At 59.3% G+C, this 18,665-nt stretch carries 13 protein-coding genes; 10 read left to right on the forward strand and 3 right to left on the reverse strand.

Annotated features, from left to right (window positions below; all coding sequences use genetic code 11):
* Positions 1-166: 166 nt before the first annotated feature.
* The gene (locus C4S63_RS02335; protein ID WP_062816886.1) at positions 167-1,783 is read right to left on the reverse strand and encodes an ATP-binding protein; all 1,617 of its coding nucleotides are present in this window, start codon (positions 1,781-1,783) and stop codon (positions 167-169) included.
* A gap of 35 nt (positions 1,784-1,818) precedes the next feature.
* Entirely contained in the window at positions 1,819-2,541 is a 723-nt protein-coding gene (locus C4S63_RS02340) for a response regulator (RefSeq protein WP_062816885.1), read from the reverse strand.
* 645 nt (positions 2,542-3,186) lie between these two features.
* Between C4S63_RS02340 and C4S63_RS02350 the strand changes: the two genes are divergently transcribed.
* From C4S63_RS02350 to C4S63_RS02360, 3 genes are all read left to right on the forward strand, one after another.
* The gene (locus C4S63_RS02350; protein WP_062816883.1) at positions 3,187-6,069 is read left to right on the forward strand and encodes a ribonucleoside-diphosphate reductase subunit alpha; all 2,883 of its coding nucleotides are present in this window, start codon (positions 3,187-3,189) and stop codon (positions 6,067-6,069) included.
* Between the two features lie 154 nt (positions 6,070-6,223).
* Positions 6,224-7,513 (forward strand): ribonucleotide-diphosphate reductase subunit beta, encoded by a 1,290-nt coding sequence (locus tag C4S63_RS02355; RefSeq protein WP_062816882.1) that lies wholly within the window; start codon positions 6,224-6,226, stop codon positions 7,511-7,513.
* Between the two features lie 286 nt (positions 7,514-7,799).
* Positions 7,800-8,012 (forward strand): hypothetical protein, encoded by a 213-nt coding sequence (locus C4S63_RS02360; protein WP_035248960.1) that lies wholly within the window; start codon positions 7,800-7,802, stop codon positions 8,010-8,012.
* Positions 8,013-8,328: 316 nt separating this feature from the next.
* On the opposite strand, the gene C4S63_RS02365 is transcribed toward C4S63_RS02360, so the two are convergent.
* On the reverse strand, positions 8,329-10,038 hold the full coding sequence (locus C4S63_RS02365) for an amidohydrolase (protein ID WP_103916578.1): 1,710 nt from the start codon (positions 10,036-10,038) through the stop codon (positions 8,329-8,331).
* A 293-nt stretch (positions 10,039-10,331) separates the two neighbouring features.
* Between C4S63_RS02365 and C4S63_RS02370 the strand changes: the two genes are divergently transcribed.
* From C4S63_RS02370 to C4S63_RS02400, 7 genes are all read left to right on the forward strand, one after another.
* Positions 10,332-11,972 (forward strand): acetolactate synthase large subunit, encoded by a 1,641-nt coding sequence (locus tag C4S63_RS02370; RefSeq protein WP_062816851.1) that lies wholly within the window; start codon positions 10,332-10,334, stop codon positions 11,970-11,972.
* A 136-nt stretch (positions 11,973-12,108) separates the two neighbouring features.
* Positions 12,109-13,542: an aldehyde dehydrogenase family protein gene (locus tag C4S63_RS02375; protein WP_103916579.1), complete on the forward strand. Its 1,434-nt coding sequence runs from the start codon at positions 12,109-12,111 to the stop codon at positions 13,540-13,542.
* 336 nt (positions 13,543-13,878) lie between these two features.
* Positions 13,879-14,391: a spore coat U domain-containing protein gene (locus tag C4S63_RS02380; protein ID WP_160052688.1), complete on the forward strand. Its 513-nt coding sequence runs from the start codon at positions 13,879-13,881 to the stop codon at positions 14,389-14,391.
* 61 nt (positions 14,392-14,452) lie between these two features.
* Positions 14,453-15,796, forward strand: coding sequence for a fimbria/pilus outer membrane usher protein (locus C4S63_RS02385; protein WP_103916581.1), 1,344 nt, complete (start codon positions 14,453-14,455; stop codon positions 15,794-15,796).
* The gene (locus C4S63_RS02390) at positions 15,720-16,931 is read left to right on the forward strand and encodes a fimbria/pilus outer membrane usher protein (RefSeq protein ID WP_103916582.1); all 1,212 of its coding nucleotides are present in this window, start codon (positions 15,720-15,722) and stop codon (positions 16,929-16,931) included. Before C4S63_RS02385 ends, C4S63_RS02390 begins: the two co-directional genes overlap by 77 nt.
* 15 nt (positions 16,932-16,946) lie before the next feature.
* Complete coding sequence (locus C4S63_RS02395; protein WP_160052699.1) at positions 16,947-17,636, forward strand: molecular chaperone; 690 nt, start codon at positions 16,947-16,949, stop codon at positions 17,634-17,636.
* Positions 17,633-18,592: a spore coat U domain-containing protein gene (locus tag C4S63_RS02400; RefSeq protein WP_103916584.1), complete on the forward strand. Its 960-nt coding sequence runs from the start codon at positions 17,633-17,635 to the stop codon at positions 18,590-18,592. Before C4S63_RS02395 ends, C4S63_RS02400 begins: the two co-directional genes overlap by 4 nt.
* The last annotated feature ends 73 nt before the right edge of the window (positions 18,593-18,665 follow it).

Consider the following 18,665-nt stretch of genomic DNA (forward strand, 5'->3'; position numbering starts at 1 on the left):
CTGTTGCGCTTTGAAAACCCTGACCGCCCTTCGGTCGATATCCGCGCAAGCGCGGTTCGCACCTCAAGCAGTTTATTCGCTTCGCTCACCCTTCGGGCCGCACGGAACTACGTGCGTTACTCCGCTACACTCCGTTCCTACAGCGACTGCGAAGAAAGCTTGCAGCTTAATTGACCCGCCCCAGCACATGCTGGCCCTGTTGGTGGCGCGGCAGAATGACGGTAAATCGGGCGCCGCCCATGGGGCTTTCATCCACGCGGATATCCCCACCATGCCAATCCACAATCCGTTTCACAATGGACAAGCCAAGACCATAGCCACCACTGGCACGATGGCGACTCTTGTCCAGCCGGGCGAAGGGTTTAAACACACGCTCGCGCTCGTGCTCGGGAATGCCGGGACCATTGTCATCCACATGGATAACCACCTGGCTTTCAGTCCCCTCAACCACCATCACGATCCGCGAGCCGGCATAGCGCAGGGCATTGGTTACCAGATTCTGTAGTACCCGGTGCAGGTAGCGTTCTTCCGCTTCCACTTCCAGGGTGGGCTGCCCGCACTCCACACTGATAACGGTATCACCCCGAATGGTTTCCAGTTCGTCACGCAGCTGCTCGCAGAGCTCCCCCACCAGGACCGGCTTGAATTCAATATTTGGGGTGCCCTGTTCCAGGCGGGCATAGGTCAGAATTTCATCGATCAATTGATCCAGCTGCTCGATATCATGGTCCAGGGCATTGAGTTTTTCCCGGCGCAATTCCGCCGACTCGATATCCGCCAGCATCTCCAGACCGAAACGCAGCCGCGCCACCGGGGTGCGCAATTCATGGCTCACCGCCCGGGTCATCTCCCGCTGGGACTCAATCAGTCGGCGGATGTGGGCGGTCATGCCATTAAAGGTGGCCGCCACCTGGCCGATGGCATCGTTGCCTTCAATATTGGCGTAGGCCCCCAGGTCACCACTGCCCAATTGACTCACCGCCTGGTCGAGCTGCTTGAGGCGCCGTTGCAACGGGCTCACTTGCAGATAGGTGGCCAGCGCCACTGCCAACAGGCTGAGGGCCCCGGCCACCAGCAGCAATTCCATGGGGAACTGGTCGAACAGACTGAGGGGGCCGATCACCAGCAGTTTGCCGGTCTGCGCCACCGGAGCATAAATGCGGATACTGGAGTTGTTACGGGTACTGTCATCCAGACCGATAACCACTTCGCGACGATTGAGCCGCTGCTCCTGTTCCGGGTCCAGGGAGACTTGGTCCCGTGGCACAAGATTGAGGGGGAAGCCGAAATGCTGCTGGAGCCGGCCCAGGGCCTGCTCCCATTCGTCTTCGGGGAAGTGGGAAAGATGGTTCAGCACCAGCACGGCGGTGGCCCGGGCCTGCTGCTCGGACACCTTGGTCATGCGGGTGGTGATGTATTCGGGTTCTCCGGGCAACTGAAAAAGGATATCGGCGTAGCCTTCCTCATCATTCAGGCGCATCACCACCAGGCCGTCTTCCAGATGCAACGTCTCCCGGTAGCCCAGTTCCAGCTCGTTGGCAGACTGCAGCTGGATCTCCGCACTGAACAGCTTGCTGAGCACCTGGCTCCAGCGGTCACGCTCCCCGGGCTCATAGCGTTGGTAGCCTTCCGCCATCAGGTAGAAGGTACCCCGCGCCATCTCCTCCCGGTAAATATCCGAGCGGTAGCTGTTAACCAGCTGCACGGCGGCATAGGTGATGGCGCCGATAAAACACAGCGCCAGCAACAAGCCCCCGTAGAGCCTCAGGAAAATACTATTCAAGCGTCACCCAGCGTCACGCCGCGGCACAGAAACGCTCAGGCCGCGCCGATTTCCTTGACGAACAAATAGCCCTTGGAGCGCACCGTCTTGATACGCTTGGGGTTTTCCGGGTCGTCCCCCACCTTGGGACGAATCCGGGAAATGCGCACATCAATCGAGCGGTCCTGCCCGTCGTACTGAATACCGCGCAGCTTCTCGAAAATGGTTTCCCGGGACAGCACCGTGCCCGCATTGGACGCCAGCAACCAGAGCAGGTCGTATTCCGCACTGGTCAGATCCACGGATTCCCCGGCCAGGGTCACTTCCCGGGCGGAGTTATCGATCACCAGGGCACCAAATTCCAGCCGGGCCGGTGAGCTGTCCCGTTCGCTGTCGGTTTCCACCCGGCGCAGCAGGGCGCGGATACGTGCCAGCAACACCCGGGGTTTCACCGGTTTGGCCACATAGTCATCGGCCCCCATCTCCAGGCCCAGTACCTGATCCATATCATCGGTGCGGGCGGTGAGCATGAGAATGGGATTCTTGTAGGCGCTGCGAACCTCGCGGCAGACGGTCAGACCGTCGGCTCCGGGCAACATCAGATCCAGGACCACCAGATCCGGTTGCTCGGCACGAATGCGACGGATAGCTTCTTCGCCATCACTGACTACCGTCACATTGAGACCATTGGTTTGCAGATATTCACAGGTAAGATCGGCAAGTCTTTCGTCGTCTTCCACGATCATGATGGCTGGCGGGTTATCCTGCACCGTTGTCATCCCGTCCTTATCCTTTTTCACTTCGTATCATTATTGTCGTTGGTACACAGAGCCCAAGGCGGCAAACTGTAACAAACGTATCCCTATCAGGTGTTTATACGCATAGACACTGTCCACGGCAACCTTACTGATACCAAAGGTACATTGAAGCTGCTTCACGGTGTACTTTTTTCCGTTGACAAACACAATATCTAGTACCGCCCTGCCCCGCAAAAGTGCAACCCAAATGCACCCACAGTGGTCCACAACTTATCCACAAAATTTCCCCAGGCGAAGTGCTTGCAAATCCATAGACACAACTATAACTTGTACTGAAGTCGGGCGGCGACCCCAACATATTGGGTTTTTGTAAAATCGCTACCACCCCAGGATAACCGCATCCAGCGTACCGAAAAATACAGCCACATCAGCCATTTAGAGCTTTTCTGGCGACCAGGGGCAAGTACATCGTCATGGACAAGACACAAGATATAGTGGTCCACACCCAAATCAGACCACCAGGCACCACCCAACACGGATTTTACTGCGCCACGGCCTGACCGCTGTGGCGTTTTGCGTGGTGTGCCCTACGCGGCATCAGACCACGCCGGCACCACCACACAAACCGACAACAGGCAGAACAGCACAAACAACGGAGAGCGCACCATGCAGACGGATATGAGCCAAAACCCCAACCAGACCGGCTCCCCGGCAAGCGGCGAGAGCGACCAGGACCAGTCCATCGCCAGCACCGCCCCCGGTCAGCTGCGCGTTATCAAGCGCAACGGCAAAGTGGTGGGCTACGATGACGACAAGATCACCGTGGCCATCAGCAAGGCGTTTCTGGCGGTAGAGGGCGGCACGGCAGCCGCCTCTTCCCGTATCCATGAAACCGTGGCGCGCCTCACCGAGCAGGTCACTGCCACCTTCAAGCGTCGCATGCCCTCCGGTGGCACCATCCACATCGAGGAAATCCAGGACCAGGTAGAACTGGCCCTGATGCGTAACGGTGAGCAGAAAGTGGCCCGCGATTACGTGCTGTACCGTGAGCGCCAGGCGGCCAAGCGTGCCGAGCAAAATCACAACCTGCCCGAACCCACCCACCAGGTGGACATGACCGTCACCATGGAAGACGGCAGCAAGGCTCCCCTGGACATGGCGCGCCTGGAACATCTGATCCGTTCTGCCTGCTCCGGCCTGGACGATGTGAGCGCCGACAAGATCATCACCGAAACGGTGAAAAACCTGTACGACGGAGTCTCCATTCATGACGTGAACACCTCCATGGTGATCACCGCCCGCACCATGATCGAAGTGGAGCCCAACTACTCCCAGGTCACCGCTCGCCTGCTGATGGACAAGATCCGCGCCGAAGCCCTGCAGTATCTGGGCGTGGCCGAGCGTGCCAGCCACGAGGAAATGAACGCCCTGTACAGCGATGCCCTCAAGGCCTACATCACCAAAGGTATCGAACTGGAGCTGCTGTCTCCGGTACTGGGCGAATTCGACCTGGAAAAGCTGGGCGCCGCCATCAATGGTGATCGTGATCTGCAGTTCTCCTACCTGGGCCTGCAGACCCTGTATGACCGCTACTTCATCCATCACAACGACACCCGCATCGAGCTGCCGCAGTGCTTTTTCATGCGTGTGGCCATGGGCCTGGCCGTGGAAGAGGACAACCGGGAAGAACGCGCCATCGAGTTCTACAACCTGCTGTCCAGCTTCGACTACATGAGCTCCACGCCGACCCTGTTCAACGCCGGCACCCTGCGCCCGCAGCTGTCCAGCTGCTACCTGACCACCGTGCCTGATGATCTGCACGGCATTTACGGCGCCATCCAGGACAACGCCATGCTGTCCAAGTTTGCCGGCGGCCTGGGTAACGACTGGACGCCGGTACGTGCACTGGGCGCCTATATCAAGGGCACCAACGGCCGCTCCCAGGGCGTGGTACCGTTCCTGAAAGTGGTCAACGATACTGCCGTGGCCGTGAACCAGGGTGGCAAGCGCAAAGGCGCGGTCTGTGCCTACCTGGAAACCTGGCACCTGGATATCGAGGAATTCCTGGAGCTGCGCAAGAACACCGGTGACGACCGCCGTCGTACCCACGACATGAACAGCGCCAACTGGATTCCCGACCTGTTCATGAAGCGCGTCATCAACGAGGAAGACTGGACCCTGTTCAGCCCCAACGATGCCCCGGACCTGCACGACCTGTACGGCGAAGCCTTCGAAAAGGCCTACCTGGCCTATGAAGAGAAAACCCGTAACGGTGAAATGAAGCTGTTCAAGCGGGTTCCCGCCATCAACCTGTGGCGCAAGATGCTGTCCATGCTGTTCGAGACAGGTCACCCCTGGTTCACCTTCAAGGATCCGTGCAACCTGCGCAGCCCGCAGCAGCACGTGGGTGTGGTGCACTCCTCCAACCTGTGCACCGAGATCACCCTGAACACCAACAAGGAAGAAATCGCCGTGTGCAACCTGGGTTCCGTGAACCTGGCCCAGCACGTGGACGCGAATGGTCTCGACACCGACAAACTGCAGCGCACCATTAATACCGCCGTGCGCATGCTCGACAACGTGATCGACATCAACTACTACAGCGTGCCCCAGGCCGAGCGTTCCAACATGAAGCACCGCCCGGTGGGTCTGGGCATCATGGGCTTCCAGGACGCGCTCTATAAGCAGGGCATCAGCTACGCCTCCGAAGGCGCCGTGCAGTTTGCCGACAACTCCATGGAAGCAGTGAGCTACTACGCCATCCAGGCCTCCGCCAAACTGGCCGAAGAACGCGGTGCCTACCAGACCTTCGAAGGATCCCTGTGGAGCCAGGGCGTACTGCCCATCGACTCCATCGACATCCTGGTCAAGCAGCGTGGCGAAGACTACTGCAAGGTGGATCGCAGCCAGACCCTGGATTGGAACAGCGTGCGCGAGATGGCGAAGAAAGGCATGCGTAACTCCAACGTGATGGCCATCGCCCCCACCGCCACCATCGCCAACATCACCGGTGTTTCACAGTCCATTGAGCCGACTTATCAGAACCTGTACGTGAAATCGAACCTGTCCGGCGAATTCACCGTGGTGAACCCCTACCTGGTCAACGCCCTGAAAGAGCGTGGCCTGTGGGATAACGTGATGGTCAATGATCTGAAGTACTACGACGGTTCCGTGCAACCCATCGAGCGCATGCCGGCGGACCTGAAAGAACAGTTCCGTACTGCCTTCGAAGTGGAGCCGCGCTGGTTGGTGGAAGCCGCCAGCCGTCGCCAGAAGTGGATTGATCAGGCCCAGTCACTGAACCTGTACATTGCCGAAGCCAACGGCAAGAAACTGGACGTGACCTACAAGATGGCCTGGTTGCTGGGTCTGAAGACCACCTACTACCTGCGCGCCATCGGTGCCACCCAGACGGAAAAATCCACCATCAATGATGGCAAGCTCAACCGGGTCTCCTCCAAGGTGGAAGAGACCGCCGAGTTTGGCCAGGCCGCCGATGTACCACAGGCCTGCTCCATTGATGACCCGGATTGCGAGGCTTGCCAGTAAGCGCTGCCGGAAATGGGTCGGACGTCCGGAATCGGACGTCTGACGACAAAAGATAAATGCGTCCGACGTCAGACTTCTGACGTCCGACCCACCAAAGAATACGCAAGCGGTGATCAACACCACCAAACTTGTAAGCACGGAATGGAGAGAGCACATGCTGAACTGGGACGAATTTAATGCGCAAGAGACGCCTGTCGCCAAACAACAGCCCAAAGCCCCAACGCCGCCGCAACCTGAGACGGTATCTGACCAAGCGGCACCTCAAGCTCAAACATCGGCAGCGGGAAGTGCGCCGATTACTGGAGGAGCCGATGAGCAGCGACAAGGACGAACAGAACGAGCCACCACAGACGCCGTAGCCCGCGCCCGCGATACCGTGGCGAAAATGGATATCAGCGAAGGGGTTGCCGAGCTGGAAGGCACCGCCGGTCGTGTGGAAGTGGACGACAAGCGCATGATCAACTGCCGCGCCGACCTGAATCAGCTGGTACCGTTCAAGTACGACTGGGCCTGGCAGAAATACCTGGATGGCTGTGCCAACCACTGGATGCCCCAGGAAGTGAACATGAACGCCGACCTGGCGTTGTGGAAAAAGGCCGACGGTCTCACCGACGACGAGCGTCGCATCGTCAAGCGTAACCTGGGTTTCTTCTCCACCGCCGATTCCCTGGTCGCCAACAACCTGGTGCTGGCCATCTACCGCCTGATCACCAACCCGGAGTGCCGTCAGTACATCCTGCGTCAGTCCTTTGAAGAGGCGATTCATACCCACGCCTACCAGTACTGCATTGAATCCCTGGGCATGGACGAAGGCGAAATCTTCAACATGTATCAGGAGATTCCCTCAGTGGCCAAGAAGGCCCAGTGGGGTATCCAGTACACCCGCGATCTGTCCGATCCGGAATTCACCACCGGCACCGTGGAAACCGACAAGGCACTGCTGGAAAACCTGATCGCCTTCTACTGCGTACTGGAAGGCATCTTCTTCTACTGCGGCTTCACCCAGATCCTGTCCATGGGTCGCCGTAACAAGATGACCGGCGTGGCCGAGCAGTTCCAGTACATCCTGCGTGACGAATCCATGCACGTGAACTTCGGCGTGGACGTGATCAACCAGATCAAACTGGAAAACCCGCACCTGTGGGATTCCCAGATGCGCGACAAGGCCACCCAGATGATCCTGGAAGGCACCGAGCTGGAAATCCAGTATGCCCGCGACACCATGCCCCGCGGTGTGCTCGGCATGAACGCCGCCATGATGGAAGAGTACCTGCAGTTCATCGCCAACCGTCGCCTGGTCCAGCTGGGCCTGCCGGAGCAGTTCAAAGGCGTGAACAACCCCTTCCCGTGGATGAGCGAAATCATGGACCTGCGCAAGGAGAAGAACTTCTTCGAAACGCGGGTGACCGAGTATCAGGTCGGCGGTGCGCTGAGCTGGGATTAAATTCCACAAAAGCTGCAACAAAAAAGGGCGCTTCGGCGCCCTTTTTTATGCGCGCAACAGGTGACAAACTTTTCAGCATCACCGACCTTGGCGACGGCACCGGCGGCACCACAACCGGCCAGCAGGACTGAGCCGTTAACGAAAGGACAATGACCACCTGTCCTGAGTGGCGAAACTTTCACCAACCCCGGAGATTTCCCGTTTGTTTTGTGCCGGCATCGTTGGCAACATGGAGTAGAGCCTGAACAGGGCAACACAGGCTCATCCCAACTGCAGGAGGCTTCGCATGAGCGATTACGACGACAGAGATGATTACCAGCAAGAAGCCGAAGACCTGTTGGAAACGATTGAACAGGTAGAAGAAACCCTGACAGTCATGTCCAAGGTGGTCGGGCAGCTGAAAGAACAGGTGGCCTCACACCTGGACCCGTACACGGTTGAAATGAGCGCCGAGGAATTCCTGGAACAGTGCGAGAACCTGGAAGGGACCTGGCACTAGTTCCACTCAGCCTGAAGTGACAGGGGCCGCATCGATGACCCCCATGAGCCTAATCACTCTCTCTACGCCACTGAGTTGTCGCTGAAAATGCCGCCAGGCAAGGCGCGAGTCGCAGGGTTTGGTGGACCAAATTCAAGACTCGCAACACAGCATGGCGGCATTTTCAGCACAACCCGAAGGGCCGGGGCTATTTTTCCTCCAGCCCGCGTTACCGTCTGTTCATGTAGGCAAACTACACATCACAATCGGCGCCACGAGCTGGAGAAAAAATCGCCTCCGGCTCAGCGGCGTAGAGAGAGTGATTAGGCTCACACCCCTACTCCGCGATCCTTTCCGGATAACGGCGTACCCCATCCACCCAGGTTCCTCGCACCTGGATAGACGACCAGTCACCGATAAATTCCCGCGGATCCCGATCCAGCCAGACCAGGTCCGCGCGCATGCCGGTACGCAATTGCCCGACCCGATCGTCCACACCCAACTGCCTGGCGGCATCCACGGTCACTGCCTGCAGAGCCCGTTCCACGGAAATCGCCTGCTGCGGCCCCAGCAAGTCGCCGGAGGCGGTGCGCCGCTCGACCGCATTCCAGACCAGCTGCAACGGTTGAAACGGCACCACCGGTGAGTCCGCGTGCAGGGTAAAACGCAGCCCCTGCTGGGCGGCTTCCGCCAGCGGGCTGATCCGGGAAGCCCGCTCCGGCCCCAGGAAAAGATCCCGGTGGCGATCGCCCCAGTAGTACACATGGTTATTGAAAAACGACGGAATTACATCCAGCGCCTGCATGCGGGCCAACTGGTCCCGGGTGGCCATCTGTGCATGAATCAACACCGGCTGCACTGCCACTTCCGGGCACTGCTGACGCGCTTGCGCCACCGCGTCCAGGCTCATGGTAATGGCCGCATCGCCATTGGCATGGATCGCGGTCTGCCTGCCGGCACAGTGGAACTGCACCACCTGCCGGGCAAGCTGCTTTGGAGACTGATTGGGAAAGCCCAGGTATTCCGGCGGATGATCGTCGGGCACCCTGTAATAGGGTTCCTCCAGAAAACCGGTATAGCCCTGCAGGGAGCCATCGCTGACCAGCTTCACCGGCCCCAGATGCACCCGCTCACCCTCCGGCAAGGCCCATTGACCATTCTTTCGAGCCTGCTCGGCAGCTGCATCCGGCCAGACACTCAACCGCAGCGGAATCAGCCCGAATCGCAACGCCGGTACCAGCGCCTTGATGGTGGTGGTGTCAGCCAGGCCGTTTTGGGCAAAAGTCACCCCCCGTGACAGGTACAGCCGCGAAGCCCGTCGCATGACCCGGTAGCCGTCCATAGCCGACAACTTCATGATGTTGGCTCGCACCGGATTGAAGGCCGTCTCCGCCAGCAGGCCATTGAGGCGGCCGTCGCCGTCGCGACCATAATAACCACCGGGTGGATCCTGTACGTTCTCGCTGATGGACATGGCTTTCAGGGCAGCCGAATTCACCACCCCCAGATGGCCGGAGATATGCATCACCATGATCGGTCGGGTTTCGCTAACCGTATCCAGTTCTGCCCGGGTGGGATAACGCTGATCTTTCACCGTGGTATCGTCGAACCCGTAGGCCAGCAGCGCCCCGTCAAGACGTCGCTGAGACAGGGTGCGCAGCCGTTCCAGCAGGGTGGAGATACTGTCCAGGTCACCAATCGGCGGACTGTTGGCATCCACCGCCACCGCCGACAACCCTTCGCCCGGGAAATGGCCGTGGGCCTCGATAAAGCCGGGCATCAGCACCCCGCCTTGCAAATCGACCACACGCACATCGCGACTGACCTGATCACGCAAGGTATCACTGGCGCCAAGGGCAACAATCTCACCGCGCTTGACCAACATGGCATCCGCACGGGGATTGCCCGGGTCCATGGTCAGGATGGTACCGTTGGTGAACAGCTGCACAGGCGGCGGCGGCGGATTGAACCAGCGATGCACTCCCGCCACGGCCACCACCAGCAGCGCAAGCAGGGACAACGCACAGATAATCCAGACTTTTTTCATAGTGATCGCTCCTTTGCGCTGACTCTGCCGTGAGCTGACGGCAGCCTCAAGCGCAAATATCACATTTGTTAATGAAACAGATCAGATTACCGCATACCTGTTCCGGGCCCGGGCGCGCTATAGTGAAGCTCGCCACGTAGCTGGCGCACTAATTTAAGGCACTTTTCCTGCACCAGCATGAGGAAAATGCGGCACCATCCTTGCATTAACCGCGGTGAATTTTGACAGCCACGCATCGTGGACTCCCGCTGAGAATCGAAATCCATAGCGGGATCAACTGGAGACAACGCACCATGAAAGCATCAGATTTGTTCGTTCGCGCCCTGGAAGCTGAAGGGGTGGAGCATGTCTTCGCCATTCCCGGTGAAGAAAACCTGGACCTGCTGGAGTCCCTGCGCGGCTCGAAAATCAAACTGGTGATCACCCGTCACGAGCAGGCCGCCGGCTTTATGGCCTCCACTTATGGGCGCCTCACCGGCAAGGCCGGTGTCTGTATGTCCACCCTGGGTCCAGGCGCCACCAACTTCGTGACCGCCGCCGCCTACGCCCAGCTGGGCGCCATGCCCATGGTCATGATCACCGGCCAGAAGCCGATCAAAACCAGCAAACAGGGGCAATTCCAGATCATCGATGTGGTCGACATGATGCGCCCGCTCACCAAGTTCACCAAACAGGTAGTCAGCGGCGACAGCATCCCCACCCGCATCCGCGAGGCCTTCCGCCTGGCCCAGGAAGAGCGCCCCGGCGCCACCCACCTGGAACTGCCGGAAGATATTGCCCGCGAACACTCCACCATGCCGGTCACCGAGCCCAGCGCCACCCGCCGCCCGATTGCCGAAGACAAGGCCATCTGCAAGGCCATCGAAGCGATCCAGGGTGCCCGCAAGCCGCTACTGCTGGCTGGCGCCGGCGCCAACCGCAAGCTGACAAGCAAGATGCTGCGCCAGTTCGTGGAAAAGCTGGGCATTCCAGTAATCACCACCCAGATGGGCAAAGGCGTGGTCGACGAAACCGGCCCGCACTTCCTGGGTAACACAGCCCTGTCCGACGGCGACTTCGTACATCGCGCCATCGACCAGGCCGACCTGATCATCAATGTGGGCCACGACGTGGTGGAAAAACCGCCGTTCTTCATGCGCCCCGGCGGTGCCGAAGTGGTTCACATCAACTTCAACTCTGCCCAGGTGGACCCGGTGTACTTCCCGCAGATTGAAGTGGTGGGCGACATCGCCAACAGCCTGTGGCAGCTCAAGGAACGTCTGGATCCCCAGGAGCACTGGAGCTTCTCCGACTTCCACCGCATCCGCGATGCCCTGCAGAAACACATCCGCGAAGGTATCCAGGACGACAGCTTCCCGATCCGCCCGCAACGACTGGTGGACGAGATCCGCAAGATCATGCCGGAGGATGGCATCCTTACCCTGGATAACGGCATGTACAAGATCTGGTTCGCCCGCAACTATCCGGCCAGCAAACCCAACACCGTACTGCTGGATAACGCCCTGGCCACTATGGGCGCCGGTCTGCCCTCCGGCATGGCCGCCAAGATGGTCTACCCGGACCGCCGCGTGATGGCCATCGTCGGTGACGGCGGCTTCATGATGAACAGCCAGGAACTGGAAACCGCCGTGCGCCTGAAGCTGGATCTGGTGGTACTGATCCTGCGCGATGATGGCTACGGCATGATCAAGTGGAAACAGAACGATATGGATTTCCAGGACTTCGGCCTGGACTTCGGCAACCCGGATTTCGTCGACTATGCCCGCTCCTATGGCGCCTATGGGCATCGAGTGGAATCCACCGCCGGCCTGGCGCCGCTGGTGGAAGAGTGCTACCAGACCGGCGGCGTCCACGTCATCGACTGCCGGGTGAACTACACGGACAACAACCGGATTCTCAATCAGGAAATTCGGGAGTTGAGCAGCAAGTTGTGACCACAGCCCGGACGATGTGGCCAAACGTCACCGTCCGGGATTTTGATTTAAGCGTGGGATGTCCGACGTCTGACATCCGACGCCAAACAAACAGCACCCAACCTCATGGCCCACTGAAACGCCTTAAGGAACCGACATGCTAAAAGACGCCTACCCCTATTACCTGGCCAACGAAGCGGTCTTCGCCAACCAGGATCTGGATGTCACCGACAAATACAGCGGTGAAGTGGCGACCCGCGTCGCCATGGCCGATGCGGCCACCATTGATAAAGCCATCGACGCCGCCGATAAGGCCGCCGGCGCCATGGCGAAACTGGCCCCCTACGAGCGCCAGGCGATTCTCTACCACTGCGTGAAACGCTTTGAAGAGCGCTACGACGAACTGGCCCTGGCCCTGTGTATCGAAGCGGGCAAACCGATCAAGGATGCCCGCGGCGAAGTGGGTCGACTGATCGACACCTTCCGGGTGGCCGCCGAAGAAGCCGTGCGCATCGATGGCGAGATGCCCAACCTGGAAATCTCCGCCCGGGCCAAGGGCTACCGGGGCATGGTCAAACGCGTGCCCATCGGCCCCTGCTCCTTTATTTCCCCGTTCAATTTCCCGCTGAACCTGGCTGCACACAAGGTCGCCCCGGCCATCGCCGCCGGCTGTCCCTTTGTCCTGAAACCGGCCAGCCGCACCCCCATCGGCGCCATCATCATCGGGGAAGTGCTGGCGGAAACCGATCTGCCCAAGGGCGCGTTTTCCATTCTGCCCTGCCATCGCGAAGGCGCCGACCTGTTCACCACCGACGAGCGTTTCAAGCTGCTGAGCTTCACCGGCAGCCCGGACGTGGGCTGGGACCTGAAAGCCCGTGCCGGCAAAAAACCGGTGATCCTGGAACTGGGCGGCAATGCGGCGGTGATCGTGGATGAGGATGCGGACCTGAACGATGCGGTGGAACGTATTGTCTTCGGTGCTTTCTATCAGTCCGGTCAGAGCTGCATCGGCGTCCAGCGCATCCTGATTCACGATGCCATCTACGACGAACTGAAAGCCCGGCTGGTGGAAAAAACCGCCGCCCTGAAAATGGGCGATCCGAAGGACGAAGACACCTTTATCGGCCCGGTGATCTCCGAAGGCGAAGCCAAACGTCTGGAAAACTGGATCAACGAAGCCGTGGATGCCGGTGCCACCCTGCTGGTGGGCGGCCAGCGCAACGGCGCCATGCTGGAAGCCACCCTGCTGGAGAATGCCCCCAAGGGCACCAACATCGTGGAAGAGGAAGCCTTTGGCCCGGTGGCCGTGGTCAGCCGCTTCAGCGATTTCGACGACGCCCTGAACACCGTCAACGATTCCAAGTTCGGCCTGCAGGCCGGCATCTTCACCCGCGACCTGTACAAGGCCCAGAAAGCCTGGGACGAGCTGGAAGTGGGCGGCGTGGTAATCGGCGACGTGCCCAGCTGGCGGGTGGACAACATGCCCTATGGCGGCGTGAAGGATTCCGGCCTGGGCCGTGAAGGTATCCGCTGGGCCATCAACGACATGACAGAAGAACGACTTCTGGTGATTCGCACCCCGCAGTCCTGATCGGTTACCTCCCTCTGGACCAGGGAGCACGGGCCCGTCATCGCAAGATGGCGGGCCCGTTTTTCATTCCCCTGATTTTACCCTGCCCGGCCAGTGGCAGGTGTTGTCATGGACGCATACACGCAAGACGCCCCTGTTTTCACAAACCACTCACACCCTGTTTGCTACCACTCAATGAGTACTAAATTCCGTTCATCGGCATTTTACCCCTTCTTACAGGTTGGTTATTTACTAACCAGCCGAAATTCATCAATGTCTCGATCACAAACAAACTGCGACATGCGTCACAAAATTCATATGCAACAATCCGGTCCCAGACCGGCCAGGAGACTCAAGATGAAGAAACTTCTCACTGCTTCTGCCATGACCGCGGCACTGTTCGGTGCTCCCCTGGCCAGCCAGGCGGCCACGGAAACTGAAACCTTTGATGTCCTGCTCACGCTGCTTGCTTCTTGCACCATTAACCAAGCCACTGACATGGACTTTGGCACAGAAAACGAAACCACCGTGAACGGTGGCACTGTTACCGCCGAGAGTCAGATCAGTGTGACCTGCTCTAACGGCACGGCATATGACATCGGCCTTAGCGGAACAAATGCTGACCGCGAAATGGTCTCCCAAGGCTCAGGAAATTCAACAGTAGCGTATGAGCTGTACCAAAATAGCGCCAGAACCACCGAGTGGGACGATACCTCCGTGGTCTCAGATGTTGGTGACGGTAACCAACAAGACTTTCCCGTCTATGGCCTGATTCCCGTAGACGCTGCCACCATTGATGCAGCCGACGACATTGACGGCATGAGCGGTATCAATCTGCAAGATACCATTACCGTGACCGTCACATTCTGATCCGCATAACCACTATTTACCGCCCCCGCTGTGGGGCGGACAGGATCGGGGATGCATTTGCGTGAAGCCATCATCCGCGTCAATACGCCGCCTGCCAGACACACGGGAGCCCAGTGCCCGTGCCAGTCTGCTGGCGGTGTTTTTGTTTTACGCCGGATCGGTCCAGGGCCAGGAACCCCAGCTCGCTGACGCCGGGGAGGCACCGCAAAATCGGGTATCCTTGAACCAGAGTCTGTCGCAATCAGACATTGCTCGCCTTCGCGCCCAGGCCAGCGGCAAAAGCAACGCCGCCTACATTGCCTACCCGCAACTGATCCTCAACGGTTCCGCCACCCCGCACATGCTGCCCACCCAGGTGTATGGCCAGGAGCTGGCGGTGGAGACCCGGGAACTGGAAAAAATCGGTGTTCAGTTCCCGACCCCGCCCCAGGCCCAATGGCAAACCCTCAACGAACTGGGTATCGCGGGCCGTTATGACAATAACGCCCAACAGATCAATCTGGTGGTGCCGGCGCAATGGCTGCCCCAACAATCTCTGACCGCAGGCACATTCCAGAACAACACCCCGGTGCAACGTGGCCAGGGCGCCTTGCTGAACTACGATGCCTTCAGTACCTGGCAGGACGATGGCGAGAAAACCACCTCGGCAAGCCATGAAGCGCGCCTGTTTGGTGACTGGGGCGCCCTGAGTAGTAGCGGTGTAGTACGCTGGAATGATGCGGACCCGGATACTTCCGGGGACTATGTACGCCTGGACAGTTTCTGGCGCTATACCAACCCGGACCGGATGCGCACCTATGTGGTCGGAGACACCCTCAGTGGTGCCCTCAGCTGGACCCCCACCGTACGACTCGGCGGGGTTCAGATCTCGCGGAATTTTGCATCGCGGCCGGACCTGATCACCTTCCCGCTGCCGCAAATCAGCGGTTCTGCCACACTGCCCTCCGCCCTGGAAGTCTTCGTCAACGACTTGCGCCTGACCGAACAGGATGTTCAGCCGGGCCCGTTTCTGCTGGAAACCTCCCCTCGGCTCACCGGCCTGGGGGAAGTACAGGTGGTGACCACCGACACGCTGGGCCGGCAAGTCAGCCAGACCGTTCCCTTCTACGTGAGCCCGCAACTGTTGCGTGAGGGATATTGGGACTATTCCGCCACTGTCGGCGCCCCCCGACGTTTCTACAGCGCCCGCTCCAACGATTACGATGACGACACGGTGGCTACCGGGGTGGCACGTTACGGCTTCAATGACCGGCTTACCCTGGAGGCCACAGCCAGCGCCAGCGAATCACTGACCAGCCGGTGCCGGGGTCGTCTTTCGACCCTGGCTATTGGGCGTCAGCAACCTGGCCCTGGCCCATGGCGAGGACGATCTCAGCCAGGGCACCCAGTGGGTGGCCGGCCATGAATTCCGCACCCGCCGCTTTGGGGTCAGCGCCCAGTATACCCGTCGCACCGAGGGGTACCGGGACCTGAGCAACAGCCTGGATGTGCGCCCGGCCATCGAGAGCAGCCTGCAGGTCAACGGCAGCCTGAACCTGGAACAGCATGGCAGTCTCAATGCCAGTTATCTGGACACCCGGCAATTCAATGACGATGAAAACCGCTTCCTGGTGATCGGCTATAACCGCACGCTGTGGCGTCGGCTGTCTCTTACCCTGAGCGTGAACCAGAACCTGGAGGACAGTGAAGACCGGACCTGGCTGGCGTCCTTCAACTACTACCTTGACCGCGGCCGGGATCGCTCCGTCCAGGCGGGTGCCCGCTTCAGTCATGATGAAAGGGACGACAGCACCAGCACGCTGCTGACCCTGCAGCGGCCGGTGGAACAGTTCTGGGACCTGGGCTGGGATCTGGCCTACAGCCCTGACTCCGACGGTATTCGCCGGGCCAGCGGCCGCTGGTGGACGCCGTATCTGGATGTCCAGGCCGGCGTGTTCCGTCAGGAGGACACGACCAGCACCTTTACCAATCTGAGCGGCTCCCTGGTGACCAACTACGAGGATGTGTTTGCCGCCAACACCATGAACAACAGCTTTGCCATCGTGGATGCCGGCGGTTTCGCCGATGTGCCAGTGCGCCGGGCCAACCGGGTGATCGGCCATACCAACCGCAACGGCAAATTGTTGTTGCCGGACATGGTTCCGTTCACGGAAAACAAGCTGAACATCGACATCAACGATCTGCCGGTGGATGCCCGGATCGGAGACACGGAGTTACTGGTCAAACCCGCCGACCTTACCGGCATCACTGCCCGCTTCTCGGTGGAGCAACGACATAGTGCCGTTCTGGTCATCCACACCGGCAGCGACGAACCCGTTCCCGCCGGCAGCCGGGTGCTGTTCAGTGACGCCGACGCCACCGTTGTAGGTTACGATGGGGAGGTCTTCATTCAGGGGTTGCAAGCGGGCAGTAATGAGCTGGGAATCCTTAACGATGGCAGCCTGTGTACCGTGCGCTTCGATTTCACACCCGCGCCGGGAACCCTGCCACGTCTGGGTCCCTTTACTTGCAGACCAACATCGGACACCCGTGATCCATAAGGGATGATGTGCATCATGATGAAACGCTTTTCGATCTTTCTGGTTTTCCTGCTGTCAGCCCTGGCGGGGCCATTAACAGCCGGGCAGCTTACCGTGGCGCCCATTCGCCTGCAGATGGGCCCTACACAGCCCAATGCCACCTTCACGCTCACCAACGGTTCCAATGAGGATGGCTTCTATCAATTACAGCTGTTTGCCTGGGAACAGGAAAAGGGGGAGACGGTACTCAAACAGCAACACGATCTGATCATCACTCCCCCGGTCACCATGATTCCCGGCAACAGTGATCAGGTGGTGCGAGTGGTCCGTCAGCGCCCGACGGTGTCCGACAAGGAAAAAAGTTACCGCCTGATAATCAGTGAGGTACCGGATACCGAATCGGAACGTGGCGCTCAACTGAAAGTCCTGCTCAGGCTTTCCGTGCCGGTTTTTGTCGGAGACAAAAACCAGACCCATGCCCTGACAGTAACGCGGCAACAGAATCGCTTTGTCATTCATAACAAAGGCAATGGCCACGCCCGCCTTGTGAATGCCTATTGGCTGGATGACAAACAACAACCCCGCCTGATCCGCAAAGGGTTGGCCGGTTATGTGCTTCCCGATAGCGATTTAGGGTTTGATTACGACCCCCGGGATGGCCAGCCGACAGCGATCAGCGTCACCGCCAACGGCAAGAAACTGACCTTGCCCGTTGAGGAGGAATGATGAAAACGGGAAACCTGTTGCTGACTGGCGTCGCACTCTGTCTCACAGCACCGGCGTGGAGCGATGTAATTTGTAGCCTACAGGGCAATCCCACCCTGGATTTTGGAGACGTGGACCCCTTTACCGGCGGCAATGTGACGACACAGGTGACCGTGAACTGGTCCTGTACCCGCGGTTTTTTCGAGCCCACCCAGAACACCATGTGCGTTCATGTGGGCAACGACAACAGCGGCGGCATGCTACCCCGCCGACTGGTTGCCAATAGCAACCAGCCCCCATCGATCCCTTTCAATGTCTATACAACCGCGGCCAGGGTCGAAGTGGTCGGGCAACCGGGGGGCGCCACCAACGTGGGCATCCCGATCAATGTGAACATGCCTTTCTTTGGTAACCGCACGGACAGCGGCACTGTCACCCTGTATGGATTACTGCCAGGCCCCTTGCCGGGCACCACTCGTGCAGAGTTTCACCAGGCCCTGATGACCAACTCCCAGGTTCGCGTTCGTGAAGGCGGCCTCAACCAGAGTTGTAGTGCGGGCGCGGGCTCCATTACTGACAACTACACCCTTACCGCCCAGGTCAATATCCCCGACCAATGCCAGGTGTCCGCCACCAATCTGGATTTCGGCACCCGCAACACCCCCCTCACCCAGGCTGACAGCACCTCCACAGTGACCGTTCGCTGCACCAACACCACGGATTTCGAGGTGGGCCTCAACGGCGGCCTCACCGGTAGCCGCCAAATGAGCAATGGCACGGATCAGGTTGCCTATGAGCTTTATCAGAATAGCGGTCGCACAGTGGTATGGGGAAACCTGCCAGGAGCCCGACGGACAGGCATCGGGCAAGGCACCGGCTCGGCGCAGAACCTGACTGTTTTCGGGCGTGTCTTTGCCGACCCCAACGCTGAAGCTGGCAGCTATTCCGACACTGTCACCGTGGAAGTCACCTTTTAACGCTGAGCAACCGTCATCATCAAACCGTTGCCCAACCGTCATGGCGTGGTCATCGCCCACTGTTTTTCTGGGG

Origin of the sequence: Alcanivorax sp. DSM 26293 (assembly GCF_900107995.1) — a bacterium.
Lineage (GTDB): Bacteria > Pseudomonadota > Gammaproteobacteria > Pseudomonadales > Alcanivoracaceae > Alcanivorax.

Coding starts and splice junctions, on each gene's coding strand:
- C4S63_RS02340 (WP_062816885.1), bottom strand. CDS start 2,541: ATGACAACGGTGCAGGATAACCCGCCAGCCATCATGATCGTGGAAGAC.
- C4S63_RS02350 (WP_062816883.1), top strand. CDS start 3,187: ATGCAGACGGATATGAGCCAAAACCCCAACCAGACCGGCTCCCCGGCA.
- C4S63_RS02355 (WP_062816882.1), top strand. CDS start 6,224: ATGCTGAACTGGGACGAATTTAATGCGCAAGAGACGCCTGTCGCCAAA.
- C4S63_RS02360 (WP_035248960.1), top strand. CDS start 7,800: ATGAGCGATTACGACGACAGAGATGATTACCAGCAAGAAGCCGAAGAC.
- C4S63_RS02365 (WP_103916578.1), bottom strand. CDS start 10,038: ATGAAAAAAGTCTGGATTATCTGTGCGTTGTCCCTGCTTGCGCTGCTG.
- C4S63_RS02370 (WP_062816851.1), top strand. CDS start 10,332: ATGAAAGCATCAGATTTGTTCGTTCGCGCCCTGGAAGCTGAAGGGGTG.
- C4S63_RS02375 (WP_103916579.1), top strand. CDS start 12,109: ATGCTAAAAGACGCCTACCCCTATTACCTGGCCAACGAAGCGGTCTTC.
- C4S63_RS02380 (WP_160052688.1), top strand. CDS start 13,879: ATGAAGAAACTTCTCACTGCTTCTGCCATGACCGCGGCACTGTTCGGT.
- C4S63_RS02395 (WP_160052699.1), top strand. CDS start 16,947: ATGATGAAACGCTTTTCGATCTTTCTGGTTTTCCTGCTGTCAGCCCTG.
- C4S63_RS02400 (WP_103916584.1), top strand. CDS start 17,633: ATGATGAAAACGGGAAACCTGTTGCTGACTGGCGTCGCACTCTGTCTC.